The organism is Methylomonas methanica (genome assembly GCF_001644035.1).
GTDB classification, from domain to species: domain Bacteria; phylum Pseudomonadota; class Gammaproteobacteria; order Methylococcales; family Methylomonadaceae; genus Methylomonas; species Methylomonas methanica_A.
Genome location: NZ_LUUG01000128.1, coordinates 15,182 through 29,026 on the forward strand (window position 1 = coordinate 15,182; position 13,845 = coordinate 29,026).

At 51.0% G+C, this 13,845-nt stretch carries 11 protein-coding genes and 1 other annotated feature; of the genes, 5 read left to right on the forward strand and 6 right to left on the reverse strand.

Features of this window, described 5'->3' with window-relative positions; genetic code table 11:
* Window positions 1-86: 86 nt before the first annotated feature.
* Window positions 87-1,315, reverse strand: a protein-coding gene (locus A1332_RS22605; RefSeq protein WP_157204090.1) for an IS3 family transposase whose coding sequence is annotated in 2 segments (ribosomal slippage) — window positions 87-1,024 and window positions 1,024-1,315 — 1,230 coding nt in all. Because the reading frame shifts where the segments join, the coding sequence is not laid out codon by codon here.
* Window positions 915-1,031, reverse strand: a sequence feature (AL1L pseudoknot). (Overlaps the previous gene by 117 nt.)
* Before the next feature lie 117 nt (window positions 1,316-1,432).
* Between A1332_RS22605 and A1332_RS26605 the strand changes: the two genes are divergently transcribed.
* Window positions 1,433-1,627, forward strand: coding sequence for an AlpA family phage regulatory protein (locus A1332_RS26605; protein ID WP_197491541.1), 195 nt, complete (start codon window positions 1,433-1,435; stop codon window positions 1,625-1,627).
* Window positions 1,628-2,110: 483 nt separating this feature from the next.
* Here the strand turns inward: A1332_RS26605 and A1332_RS25795 are convergent, their stop codons facing one another.
* On the reverse strand, window positions 2,111-2,947 hold the full coding sequence (locus A1332_RS25795; RefSeq protein ID WP_197491542.1) for an integrase arm-type DNA-binding domain-containing protein: 837 nt from the start codon (window positions 2,945-2,947) through the stop codon (window positions 2,111-2,113).
* Between the two features lie 153 nt (window positions 2,948-3,100).
* Between A1332_RS25795 and mutS the strand changes: the two genes are divergently transcribed.
* The 4 genes from mutS (at window position 3,101) to A1332_RS22635 (ending at window position 9,538) form a co-directional block, all read left to right on the forward strand.
* The gene (gene mutS, locus A1332_RS22620; protein WP_064010662.1) at window positions 3,101-5,701 is read left to right on the forward strand and encodes a DNA mismatch repair protein MutS; all 2,601 of its coding nucleotides are present in this window, start codon (window positions 3,101-3,103) and stop codon (window positions 5,699-5,701) included.
* A 139-nt stretch (window positions 5,702-5,840) separates the two neighbouring features.
* Window positions 5,841-8,102, forward strand: a complete 2,262-nt coding sequence (locus tag A1332_RS22625) for a CHASE2 domain-containing protein (protein ID WP_064010663.1) — start codon at window positions 5,841-5,843, stop codon at window positions 8,100-8,102.
* Window positions 8,103-8,486: 384 nt separating this feature from the next.
* The gene (locus A1332_RS22630) at window positions 8,487-8,933 is read left to right on the forward strand and encodes a FecR family protein (RefSeq protein WP_064010664.1); all 447 of its coding nucleotides are present in this window, start codon (window positions 8,487-8,489) and stop codon (window positions 8,931-8,933) included.
* 14 nt (window positions 8,934-8,947) lie between these two features.
* On the forward strand, window positions 8,948-9,538 hold the full coding sequence (locus A1332_RS22635; protein WP_064010665.1) for an OmpA family protein: 591 nt from the start codon (window positions 8,948-8,950) through the stop codon (window positions 9,536-9,538).
* Between the two features lie 54 nt (window positions 9,539-9,592).
* Here the strand turns inward: A1332_RS22635 and A1332_RS22640 are convergent, their stop codons facing one another.
* The 4 genes from A1332_RS22640 to A1332_RS22655 all read right to left on the reverse strand — a co-directional run bounded on the left by A1332_RS22640 (window position 9,593) and on the right by A1332_RS22655 (window position 13,821).
* A complete protein-coding gene (locus A1332_RS22640) occupies window positions 9,593-10,303 on the reverse strand; it encodes a DsbC family protein (RefSeq protein WP_026600428.1) in 711 nt (236 codons plus the stop codon).
* A gap of 63 nt (window positions 10,304-10,366) precedes the next feature.
* Window positions 10,367-11,731 (reverse strand): RIP metalloprotease RseP, encoded by a 1,365-nt coding sequence (rseP, locus tag A1332_RS22645; RefSeq protein WP_064010666.1) that lies wholly within the window; start codon window positions 11,729-11,731, stop codon window positions 10,367-10,369.
* A gap of 3 nt (window positions 11,732-11,734) precedes the next feature.
* Window positions 11,735-12,919: a 1-deoxy-D-xylulose-5-phosphate reductoisomerase gene (ispC, locus tag A1332_RS22650; RefSeq protein ID WP_064010667.1), complete on the reverse strand. Its 1,185-nt coding sequence runs from the start codon at window positions 12,917-12,919 to the stop codon at window positions 11,735-11,737.
* Window positions 12,916-13,821 carry a phosphatidate cytidylyltransferase gene (locus tag A1332_RS22655; RefSeq protein WP_064010668.1) on the reverse strand — a complete coding sequence of 302 codons (906 nt, stop codon included), beginning with the start codon at window positions 13,819-13,821 and terminating at the stop codon, window positions 12,916-12,918. Before A1332_RS22655 ends, ispC begins: the two co-directional genes overlap by 4 nt.
* Between the last annotated feature and the right edge of the window lie 24 nt (window positions 13,822-13,845).

Sequence of the window (13,845 nt, forward strand, 5' to 3'; positions counted from 1 at the left end):
CGGTCATTGCTTTATCTAAAACAAGGCCGGATCGAACCAGCGACCTATGAACCGCCCCGGAAATCTCGGAGGCCTTGGGTTGTGAGTCATGCTGCCTTAGCAGACTCGGATAGTTGTTGAAAATACAGGGCCTCTGCTTCTGCGGGTGGGATATTACCAATAGGCCCTAGCAAACGTCGATGATTAAACCAATCAACCCAGGTCAAGGTGGCCAGTTCGACGGCTTCTCGGTTTTTCCAGGATTGCCTGTGAATCACCTCGGCTTTATATAGACCATTGATGGTTTCGGCCAGGGCATTGTCATAAGAGTCTCCCACGCTGCCCACGGAAGCCTCAACGCCAGCCTCGGCCAATCGCTCGCTATAACGGATCGAGACGTACTGCACGCCCCGATCGCTATGGTGAATCAAGCCGCCGTCCCTCCTTGGCTGGCGGTCATGTAAAGCCTGTTCCAGTGCATCCAGCACAAAGTCGGTGTGTGTAGAAGACGACACTTTCCAGCCGACGATGTAGCGGGCAAACACATCGATGACAAACGCCACGTAGACAAAGCCCTGCCAGGTTTTGACATAGGTAAAATCCGCCACCCACAAGGCATTCGGCCGCTCGGCGCTGAACTGCCGATTCACGCGATCCAAGGAGCAAGCCGCATCGGCGTCGCTGATCGTGGTCTTGATGGTTTTACCGCGCATGACGCCTTTCAGCCCCAGGCTTCGCATGAGACGTTCCACGGTACAACGGGCCACAACCAATCCTTCGCGCCGCAACTGAAGCCAGACTTTACGAGCGCCGTAGTTTTGGAAGTTTTCATCCCAGACGCGCTGAATCTGCTGGCTCAAGGCCTCATCCTGCTTGGCTCGGGCAGAGCGTAGCTCGGGATTGGCTTTGCGCGCCGCATGCAGGTAGTACGTCGACGGGGCAATCGGCAATACCTTGCAGATCGGCTCGACCCCATAGACGACACGATGATCGTCTATGAACGCTTTCATCGTTTGGACGGGCGGTCGAGCTCCGCCTGTGCAAAATACGCCGACGCCTTACGCAGAATCTCGTTGGCCTGGCGTAACTCGCGGACTTCTCGTTCCAACCCCTTGATCCGCTCCGCATCACCTTCGGACGGCTGTTTCGGTTTTACGCTGGCCGTTTGTGATAGCCGAAGCCAGCGACGTAACGTCTCAGCCGTGCAGCCAAACTTGGCCGAAATCGATTGAATTGCCGCCCACTCCGATGAGTATTCGTCTTGATGCTCTCGCACCATGCGAATCGCTCGGTCTCGAATTTCTGATGAATAATGCTGGGTGGTTTTCTCTTTCATGGCTCCATTCTCTCAAAAGTTGGAACCTCCGAGAAAACCGGGGTGGTTCACTATCTATTGATAGACAACAAATACATGAGTAACGCCCATAAACGTCAGTCGGTATTGAGACCCATCATGATTGATCTTGAGGTGGTTTCGGAAGTCACAGGGCTTTCTGAATCTACCATCCAATCATTGATTCGTGCCGATGAGTTCCCTAAGCCTCGTAAAGCATCTGCACGCCGTTCGTGCTGGTTACTACGTGAAATTGAAGAATGGGCTGAATCGCGTCCTGTTTCCGATTTATTGCCCCCCCTAATACGGCAATAGGCGGACGCAACGGCAAACCTAAATCTCGAAACGCTTTGCCAATGACTCAAGATGCTCTGACAGATTAAATAGCCATAGGCGTTTTTCATCGTCATATTGATGCCGATTATAAGTTCCCACCACACCGGGTAACATATGACCGAGAATCGTTTCACCTACGGAATCTGGACATCCTAATTTTGCGAGCAAGGTGCGTGATGTCCGTCGCAAATCATGCGGTGCCCAATGAGTCACGGTTAATCGAGGCCTCACCTGCTCAGGGCGTATCTGACTATAGGGTTGTCTATAAAATACCTGTTCAGTGACGTATTTTTGTTCGATGTGCCCCACTTTATGACGCGATGGAAATAGAAAACCGTCTCCATATAATTTTTTCCGCCGTAACACCACTGTCAAACCTCTACCGAATAAGGGCACCCTTTGATCTGTAGCAGTTTCATGTCGGGCATTTTTCGTTCTAATTTTCGGTATCGTCCACCAAACTTAACCGCCCTCTTCGCTAATTTCAGTTCCTGACATGCCGACAATTTCTGAGCCGCGAGTTCCCGTCCAAAGATATAACGTTAGCACGTCGGCAATTATCGGTGCGAAATTTGGGAGCCAAGCAATCAATTCACCGATTTCGTCTTCGGTGAGCACGCGCTTAACCACGCCGATGTTCTTACCTTCTATGGTCTTTCCTTTTGATCTAATTTTTCCACGTAAAATTAAGCGCCACCAATTCACTGCTTCTTCAGGTAATCTACCAGCGTCCATTGCATAATCCCATGCAGCACCTAACTCGCAGCGTAACTTACCAGCCTGCACAGGTGAAGTTGCGGCGTACTTTTGGATCAAATTGAAAGCCATTGCTCGGGTGATTTCAGTGGATGATAAATCGGCTATGTCACCAAGCATCGTATTAAACATCCTGGTAATTTCAGTTGAGCCTTTTTTAGCTCTGTGACGACAGACGTGTCCAGCCAAATACTCATCGCATAACACGCTTACCGTGTAGGCGTTTTCAGTTTTCTCTGTTTCTTGCTTATTTAATAAAGCTTTTGCCTCTAATTTTGCTTGCTTTGCAGCTAATGCAGGATCACTACCAGAATCACGCTGGTTTTTCAAAGCCTCCCAAGCGACAATAGCGGCTGGAAATGACATAGACGGCCAATGACCAATTGACACTTGCCGAAGGCGTCCATCAACAGTGCTTCTATATCGATAAAACCAAGTTCTCACCTTTGCCATAGCAGAAAAACGCAGTCCAGGGTAACCATTAAAAGCTATATGCTGCCCTAGTAGCAGTAAAGCTTCAGCGATGCGAGCATTAAATTGCATTTTAGTATAGGTTTTTTATGTTGATCGATGACATGGGTATAACTCGAAAAAACCTATACTAACGGCAAAGTGCAGGGAAGTTTTGAATAGTGTAGCTGGAGTGAATCCGGCTCACAACATAGAACAATTATCTGTTATTTCATCAATTTACGAATGAATCTCCAAACAAAGCAAGACAGCAAGCAAGGCAACGAAACACCGCACACCCCGATGATGCAACAATATTTCCGCATCAAGGCCCAGCACCCCGAAACCCTGCTGTTCTACCGGATGGGCGATTTTTACGAGCTGTTTTTCGACGACGCCAAGAAGGCGGCGCAACTGCTCGACATCACGCTGACCGCGCGCGGCCATTCCGGCGGGACACCGATTCCGATGGCAGGCATTCCCTATCATGCAGCAGAAAACTACATCGCCCGATTGCTGAAGCAAGGCGAGTCGATCGCGATTTGCGAACAGATCGGCGATCCGGCCAAATCCAAAGGCCCGGTGGAACGCAAGGTGGTGCGCATCGTCACGCCGGGCACGGTCACCGACGAAGCATTGCTGGAAGACCGCAAGGATAATCTGCTGGTGGCCTTGGCCGTATTCGACAAGTTCTTCGGACTGGCCTGTCTGGACTTAGGTAGCGGCAAATTCACGCTGCAACAATTGGACAACGAAACCCAGCTGCTGAGCGAAATCGAGCGCTTGAATCCGGCGGAATTACTGTATAGCGAAGATATTAAACTACCGTCCGCCATCAAGGAACGCCGGGGCTTGTGCAAACGCCCGCCCTGGCATTTTGATTTGGATAGTTGCCGGCTGTTGATTTTAAAGCAGTTCAATAGCCACGACTTGAAAGGTTACGGTTGCGAGCATTTGCCGGCGGCGATTTGCGCGGCGGGTTGTTTGCTGCAATACGTACGCGACACTCAGCAAAGCGCCCTGCCCCATATTCAAGGCATTCGGGTCGAAAACTGCGACGACAGCATCAGCCTGGACGCGGCCAGCCGCCGCAATCTGGAGCTGGACAGCCATCCCAGCGGCCAGATGCAATACACCTTGCTGGGCGTCTTGGACAAGAACGCCACCGCTATGGGCAGCCGCTGCCTGCGGCGTTGGATACACCGGCCGTTACGGGATCATGCTGTTGTAAATGGCCGCTATGCCTGCGTCGCCAGTTTGTTGGTAAGTCAGTTATATAAAGATCTGCAAGTCAGCCTGCGTCAGGTCGGCGATATAGAAAGGATCAGCTCGCGGATCGCTTTGAAGTCGGCGCGGCCGCGCGATCTGCTGGTTTTGCGGCACACCTTGGCGGTTTTGCCGCAGCTGCAAACCCAGCTGGCGGATAGCGACAATTCGCACCTGGAACATCTGCGCTCACAATTGCGCGAACAGCCGGAAATACTGGCACTGCTGCTACGCGCGCTTATCGATAATCCGCCAGTGCTGATTCGCGACGGCGGCGTGATCGCCCCCGGTTATCACCCGGAGCTGGACGAGCTGCGTAACCTCAGTCAGAACGCCGACCAATTCCTGATCGACATGGAACAGCGCGAACGGGCCGCTACCGGCATCGCTACGCTGAAGGTGAATTACAACCGGGTACACGGATACTACATCGAGATTTCCAATGCTCAGGCCGACAAGGTGCCGGTGCATTACACCCGCAAGCAAACCCTGAAAGGTGCGGAGCGCTATATAACGCCGGAACTTAAGTCGTTTGAGGATAAGGTGCTAAGCGCCCGCGAAAAATCACTATCTTTCGAAAAAGCCTTATACGACCAATTGCTGGATACGCTGGGCGAGGCATTGCTGGATCTACAGCATTGCGCCAACGCCTTAGCGGAACTTGATGTGTTAGTGAATTTCGCCGAACGCGCCGAAACCTTAAACTTATCGCAACCGGTTTTGAATCAACAGCCGGGTATCGACATCGTCGCCGGCCGGCATCTAGTGGTGGAAGCACTGTCCAGCATTCCTTTTGTCCCCAACGACCTTAATTTCTCCACAGAGCGGCGGATGCTGGTGATCACCGGCCCGAACATGGGCGGTAAATCGACGTATATGCGCCAAGCGGCGTTGATTGTGCTGATGGCACACATCGGTTGCTACGTGCCTGCGCAATCGTTGCGCTGCGGACCGATAGACAAGATATTCACCCGCATCGGCGCCTCCGACGATCTGGCCAGCGGCCGTTCGACCTTTATGGTGGAAATGTCGGAAACCGCCAATATTCTGCATAACGCCACCAGCAATAGCCTGATCCTGATGGATGAAATCGGCCGCGGCACCAGCACTTTCGACGGCTTGTCGCTGGCCTGGGCCTGCGCGGATTATCTGGCCCGCCACACCCAGGCGTTCACGCTGTTTGCTACCCATTATTTTGAATTAACTACGCTAGCCGAAGAACAAGGCAATATCCACAACATCCATTTGGATGCGATGGAGCACGGCGACAAGATCGTGTTTTTACACGCCGTGAAGGACGGCCCGGCCAGTCAAAGCTATGGTTTACAAGTTGCGGCACTGGCCGGCGTGCCGCAAAGTGTGATTGCCAACGCCAAAAACAAACTTGCGCAATTGGAAAACACCGCTTACATCGAGCTGCAAAATCATAGCGAAATCAACCAATTCGACTTATTCACCAGCCAGGAATGCCACCCGGCTGTCGTGCTGCTGGAAGAACTCGATCCCGATCATTTAAGTCCGCGACAAGCGTTAGATGCCTTATATCGCTTGAAAGCGTTGCTAAAAGCCAACAAGCGTTGATAGCGACACGCAGCATCATTCAGACAACTTAGCTCGTGCAGCCGGGCAGTTAACGGCGGAAAACCTTGTTTTGCATTAACTAATTGCGATTGCAACTAGTATACTTTCCCAAGTATTTCCACTTTGCACAGTAAATTCCATGGCGACACGCCACTTCGAAAAATCATTGATCGTCACGCTGCTGATCGTGCTCACGGTCGGCTTAAGCTACACGGATGCTCTGTGGCGCTTTGATCGCTGGATTTACGATGCCCAACTTAAGCTGCTGGCCACGCCGGCCTCAAAAGATATTGTCATTATCGAGGTCGATCAGAAAAGTCTGCAAAAATTGGGTCGCTGGCCCTGGCCTAGAGATATTCACGCCCGCCTGCTGGAGACGCTGGCACCGACAAAACCGAAGGCCATTGGGCTGGATTTTATTTTTTCCGAAGCGGATCGGCAGCATCCGGAACTGGACGCACGCTTAAGCCGTGCTCTAGCCGGTAATGGACAGGTCGTACTGCCGGTTATTATCGAACACAACGGCAATAAGATAGTGGAAACGCTGCCCTTGCCGGACTATGCCAAACATTCTGTGCTTGGGCATGCCAACGTCGATTTGGACAAGGACGGGATCAGTAGGAGCGTTTTATTGCAATTGTCCTTGGGCGACTCGCAGTGGTCGGCGATGCCGCTGGCAATTTATGCTCTGAGCCATCCGGAAATACTTACCGATTTACCGGGCTTACGGACCGAACCGTCTCAAGAAGGCGTACATGGCGACTATCGGGTGTGGTTACCGTTCTTTGCTCCGGGCAGCGATTTTGTCAGGGTTTCTTATCTGGATGTGTTGTCGGGCGCGGTGTCAGGACAAATCTTCACCGATAAATACGTATTGGTCGGCCTGACCGCCAGCGGCATAGAACGCGATCTACCGGCCCCGTTGGCTGTCGGTGATCGGCCCATGAGCGGTGTCGATTTCGTCGCAGCCGGCTTGGATGGCCTGATAAAACAAACCCTTTGGCAACCTCTGCCGGGCCATTGGCAATTCCTGTTAAGTCTGGCGATAGCCGGTGTCGCCATCAAGATCAGCACCTGTTTTTCTCTGCGCTGGCTGGCACTGGCTGTCTCTGTGCTATCCATGGCAATTTTATTGTTTTGCTTGGCCTTGCTGCATACCAGTCATTACTGGTTTGCACCGTCCGTGGCATTACTGGTGTTAATACTCAGCTATCCGCTACGCAGCTGGCGGCATTTTGAGAAACTGATCCAGTCCTTATTCGCGGAACGAAAACGCGCCTATATCACCTTGAATGCTATCGTTGATGGTGTAATAGCCACGGACAGCAAAGGCTCAATCGAATACATGAATGCCGCCGCTCTGGATATCATCGGCAGCAAACGTCCCAAGACCGCCAGCCAAAATATCGACGACATTTTTAGCCTGGAAATAGACGGCAAACCGCATCGAATCGCTGAATTGATCCAACAAAGCGTCATCAATCAGGGACCATTGAAAATCAGCAATACTCGCCTATCCATTTCCGACCACTACGCGATGAACGCCAATCTGACTATCGCCCCTTTGATAGGCAGTCGGGGCACACTGATGGGTACAGTGTTGACGATCAACGATATTGGCGAGCGGATGCTTATGGCGAAAATGCTGCTGAAAAAAGCCGAAGAACAAACCGTAATGCGAGAATTGATTAACCGGACAGAACAAGTCAGCTTGGCCAAAAGCCAATTTCTGTCGCAAATGAGCCATGAATTGCGCACGCCGCTGAATGCCATTATTGGTTTTGCGCAGCTGATGCAAATGGACGATCCTGAGCATCCTTTGGCCGAAACCCACCTGGACTCGGTCAATGAAATATTGAAGGCCGGTCTGCACTTACTGGGGCTGATTAACGAGCTTTTGGACCTGGCTAAAATCGAATCCGGCAAAATCAGCGTGAATATCGGCAGTATCCACTTGGCGGAGCTGATCAAAGATTGCCAAACTCTGATCACACCCTTGGTGCAAAACAAAGGCCTGGAACTAATTGTCGATAATCCCTTGCCAGAAGACATTGAGCTAAAAGCAGACCCGAAACGCGCCAAGCAAATTTTATTGAATTTTCTGTCCAACGCCGTGAAATATAACCGCCCCAACGGTTCCATCAACCTAAGCAGCAGACAGGTAGACGATAGCCGGGTGAGAATTTCTATTACCGATACCGGCAATGGTCTGGCGGAGCAACAACAGCAATTGTTATTCCAATCATTTCAACGCCTGGGTGCGGACAATAACGACATAGAGGGCACCGGGATCGGACTGGCAATAACCAAACAACTGGCCGAATTGATGCACGGCAATGTCGGAGTAAGCAGCACACCGGGTGTAGGCAGCACGTTTTGGGTGGAGTTGTTGATCCGTTAAGTCGGTTACTTTTATCCGGAAGGGGTGTCACCTTGATAACCGGTGATTTCTAAGATTGGGCAAGCCCACGAAGCCGAATCTAACGCGAACTTGGCGTTTATTTATGCTGTTAACCTGGCCCTTAAATTCCCTGGATTCGTCATTCCCGTGAAAGCGAGAGTCGTTAGGCCGCACAGCGAATCCAGTATAGCCAATGCACTGGCTCCTACCTTCGCGGGAGCGACGATATTTAATGGCCGGGTTACTAATTGGTTGCTATCAAGCCTTAAAACCAAACAGCTCTCGATTCTGACAACAATTAAATCCTGTCTATACTTACACGCTAAATTTCAATACTGCCCGTACGGCTATTGATGTCCCAAAACACCGTTTGTCGAGGCCATTATGAAACATCTTTTCGCCTGCTGGAGCTTGGGTTTAGCCCTTTGCATACCCGGCGCTGTATCGGCCGATGACGCAGTCATCGGTTACATCAAAACCATCACCGATCAAACGACTATCGGCGATAGCAACGGCCCGATCAAAGCGAGTCTTGGTTCGCCAATACATGTCGGCAACGTCATCAAAACCGACGAGAACGGTGCAGCAGGAGTAACGCTAAAAGACAATACCATTCTGTCTATCGGCCCGAATACCGAATTTAAAATAGAGGCGTATCAATTCGAACCACAGCAGGACAAATTGCAATTGAACGCCAGTTTATTAAAAGGCACGCTGCACTATATTTCCGGCGTTATCGCCAAGCTCAAGCCGGAAGCGGTGACGGTAAAAACTCCTACCGGTGTGATTGCGGTAAGAGGCACACGTTTTTTAGTCAAAATTGAAGAATAAGCCGAGTGTTTGCCATGACGACAATTACCTTACCCAAAACCCTGACATTTGCCGTTGCACTAGCGTTAACCGGTTGCGCCAAGTCTTATTTGGTATTGCTGGAAGATCACGACGGCTCAACCGGAAAAGTTATCTTCAGCGGCGCCGGCAGCGAAACTGTGGTCGAACAAGCCGGTTATGGTGCGGCGCTGGACAACTCCAAAACCGTATTCAAAGTCGAACAAGAAAAGATCAATAAAGACTTTGGCAGAGCCTTGGCTTCCGAGCCGGTATTGCCGGAGATATTTTTATTGTATTTTGAAACCGGCGGCACCAAGCTGACCGCCGAATCGGCGGCGTTGATTCCCAAGATCATCGAAACCGCCGGCAAACATCCGGCCGCCGATATTTCGGTGATCGGTCACACCGACACAGTGGGCGATGCGGGCAAAAACGAAAAATTGGCGAATGAGCGCGCCGTTCAGGTTAGCAAGTTATTCGATGCTAGCAAGATGGACGTCAAAGAAGTCGCAGTGACATCGCACGGCGAAAAGAATTTGTTGATCAAGACCGGCGATGAAACGTCCGAACCGCGAAACCGTCGTGTAGAAGTGACGATTCGATAATTTTCTAGCACATAAAACCGCCGGCGCGGAAGCTGGCGGTTTTGTCGTATTTTCTTATTCGCTGGCCAGCACTTTTGCCAATTGCGCGGCGGGTACATAGCCGGGCAGGATATTGCCTTTTTGCGTGACTATCATCGGTGTGCCGTTCATACCGAACGCTTCGCCCAAGGCCATGTGTTCGTCCACTGGGTTTTCGCAGGTTTTTGCATCCAGATGCTCGCCTTTCTTCGCGGTGGTTAGCGCTTTATTTTTGTCGGCAGCACACCAGACTGACACGGCTTTTTTGTAAGAATCCGACCCTTTGCCGGCTCTAGGAAAAAACATGTAGCGTATCGTAATGCCCTGCGCCATGTATTGATCGATTTCAGAGTGCAACTTACGGCAATAACCGCAATCGATGTCGGTAAAGATAGACACGACATGTTTGCTGGTTTCCGGTTTGAAAATAATCATTTTTTGTTCGCCGACTTTATCCAGCGAGGCTTTACGCACGTCAGCCAGCTTGGATTCGGTGATGTTTTTCTTTGCTTCGGCGTCGAAGAGCTGCCCTTGCAATAAATATTTACCGTCTTCGGATGCATAAAAGATATTGCCGCCCATAGACACTTCGTACAGCCCTTTGACTTCCGATGGTTTCACCGAGTCAACCTGCCCTCCCGGCATAAACTCACTCAAGGCTTTTTTAATGGCGGCTTCGTCGGCAAATAATGCTGGGCTAGTCAAAGCCAGTAGCGTCAAAGCCAGAATGTGTGTGATTTTTTTCATGTAATTACCAGGGAAGATTAGAAAGGAATGTGGTTGACCACAACGCTGATGCTTTGTTCAGCGTTATTGAAATAATCTGCCTATATCGAGAAACATCGCCAAGCCCATCAGCAGCATCAATAGCAGCATGCCGGCTTGTTGAAAATACAGTTGCATTCTTTCCGGAAGCGGACTTCCTTTGATGGCCTCAACCACGAAAAACAGCAAATGACCGCCGTCCAGCACCGGCACCGGCAGTAAATTCAACACACCGAGACTGACGCTGACCAAACCCAGAAACTTCAGAAACGCAGTAAATCCCATTTCAGCCGATTGACCGGCGTATTGCGCAATGCTGATGGGGCCACTCAAATTCTCGACTGAAGCGGAACCCACCACCATTTTTCCCATCATTTTTAAAGTGGTCACCGCATAAAACCAAACCCGCTTTCCGGCAACCGGCACAGCATCCCACGGCGATAAGGCATGTGTCACCATCATGGAGTCCAGCAATTCTTTCGGCGCGTCGACGCCGGCGCCGATTTTACCGACTGCCTTACCCTCGCCCTGCTGCTCGCTACGCGGCGTGATGCTTAATGGCAATTGCGCGCCGCTGCGCTCCAGCAATAATTTAATTTCGACATTCGGCCGGGCCTGCACATAATCCACCCATTGTTGCCAGTCGGTAATGGCGGTGCCGTCCGCGCTGAGAATTAAATCCCCGCTTTGTAAACCGGCTTGCTTGGCAACCCCATCGTCAAGCAGCTTGCCGATAACCGGCTTTATAGTCGGCACCAAAGGCTTCAAACCCAAACGCTTATGTAGCGTTTCCGGAGTTTGTACATCTTGTTCAGTTAGGTGAATCAAGCGAACTTGTTGACTATCGTCTATCGCTTTAGTCAGCACGCTGATCTCGGTTTTACCGTCAATCGCCAAGGTCAACAAGGTATCCAGGGCTTCTATCCAGGTCGGCGTGGGGGTGTCGTCGATACTGACTATTTCGTCGCCTGTCGCAAAACCTGCTTGCTCGGCCAAAGACCCGACTTCCACTCCACCGATGACAGGTCTGACCCCAGCTTCACCGATTACCAACACCAACCAAAATAAAAACACGGCCAGCACTAAATTGGCGATCGGTCCGGCAGCGACCACGGCGGTTCTGGCCAACAACGGCTGCCGATTGAAGGCATAAGGCAAATCCTCGGCTTTAACCGCTTCTTCGCGTTCGTCGACCATTTTTACATAGCCGCCCAACGGAATGGCAGCGACAACGAATTGGGTATCGTCGGGGCTTTTTTGCCAGGTAATCAGCGGCTTGCCGAAACCGATGGAAAAACGAATGACTTTGATGCCTACCTTGCGTGCCGCCCAAAAATGGCCGTATTCATGAAACGCCACCAGTACTGCAATGGCGACGATGAAATAAAACAGGGTATGCAAAGTATCCATTAACTAGTGTTTGAGTTCGGCGATCATTGCATTAGCAACGTCCCTGGCCTGCCGGTCGGCTGCCAGGACATGTTCGAGCGTATCGGCACAATCGGCTTTAAATTGGGCCATGCTCCGCTCTATGATGCGCGCAATATCGGTAAAGCGCACCTGCTCGTTCAAAAAGGCTTCCACGGCAATTTCATTGGCTGCATTCAAAACAGTCGGCATGATACCGCCGGCTTTGATAGCCTCGTAAGCCAATCTCAAACAAGGAAAACGCTGCAAATCGGGCTGTTCGAAATCCATGTGTTTGACTTCGAAAATATTCAGCGGTGCGACACCGGAATCAAAGCGTTCCGGCCAAGCCATCGCGTAAGCGATGGGTGTGCGCATGTCGGGATTGCCCATTTGCGCCAACACTGAGCCATCGACATAATCGACCATGGAATGAATGATGCTTTGCGGGTGAATCACCACTTGGATCGCATCCGGGTCCATATTGAACAACAGACAGGCTTCGATCAGCTCCAGGCCTTTGTTCATCATCGTCGCGGAATCGACCGAAATTTTTCGGCCCATATCCCATTTCGGATGCGCTACCGCTTGCTCGGGCGTAACGGTATCCAAATCGGCTATCGGCGTTTGCCGAAAAGGACCGCCGGATGCGGTCAACAATATGCGTCTGGCTTGTTTGGCAGTATGCCCGGTGGTATAACCGGCCGGCATGCATTGAAAAATCGCGTTGTGTTCGCTGTCTATCGGTAGCAGCGTGGCGCCGTTTTCGGCAACCGCTTGCATAAAAATTTGCCCGGACATGACCAAAGCTTCCTTATTCGCCAATAGCACCGTTTTGCCGGCTTTCGTAGCCGCCAAAGTCGGCAATAAGCCAGCTGCACCGACGATAGCGGCCATTACCGCGTCGACATTGTCCAGGGTTGCAACCTGGGTCAAAGCCTCCGCACCGGACAATACGTTCATCCCGGCGACCGGCGAACCGGCAATTTTGTCTTTGAATGCCTGGGCGTTGTCCGGGTTGGCGACTACCGCATATTCGGGGCGATGTGCCAGACATTGTTCGAACAAGGCGTCGATATTCCCGTTGGCGGTTAATGCCACCACTTTGTATTGATCGGGATGGCGAGCTACGACATCGAGTGTGCTGACACCAATCGAACCGGTGGCGCCAAGGATGCAAATACCTTTCATGCAAATACGCTCCGTCCGATCAAAATGATACCGGCATAAAAGAACGGCGCTGCGGCAATAATGCTATCGACTCTATCCAGAATACCGCCATGCCCCGGCAGCAATGTGCCGCTATCTTTGACGCCTTTTTTGCGCTTGATCAGGCTAAAAAACAAATCGCCGTATATGGAAATCAACACGGTAAGTATCGACAGGATTGCCAAATCGATAGTCATCAAGACGGCTAATTCGGGTTGCTCGCCTTGAAAAGCGTCAAAACCGTAATACACCCTCAAACCGATCGAGCAGATTAGCGCGGATGCCAATGCACCGTACATGCCCTGCACGGTTTTGCCGGGACTAATTTCCGCTGCTAATTTGTCCTTACCCCATTTTTTACCGGCAAAAAATGCCGAAATATCAGCCGCCCAAATCAATATCAAGAAATACAACACCATCCCTGGACCGTAATAGGCTCTTAATTTGCTGAGAAACATCCAGGCAGAAAGCAATACCAACCAACCGCTAAAAGTCTTGAGCCGCGACTTAAATTCGATGTTTAACAATTGCGGACCGGCTTTTCTGATCAAAACCATGGTTAATACCCAGAACAGCACCGGAGCGATCACAAACCATTCCAAAGCGTCCGAATAGTCTTTGATTTCCGGCCATTCCAGCGCCTCGCTCAGCAATTCCAACAAGACCGTCCAATAGGTGACACCCAGCATCGGCATGATCAGGAAGGTTACGAAAAGAATTTTCCGAGTAAGCGTATTTACATCGGTCAAGGCCATCCATTCGAAGGCGGCTATCAGCGTAATGACGGCGATAAATAAGGAAAAATAAAGGGTTGGCAGTAGCAGGACTGCTGTGACGACCACGGTAGCCAGCACTAGCGCGGTTAAGATGCGTTTTAATAACATGTGTGTGGTTTTTTAATTATTATG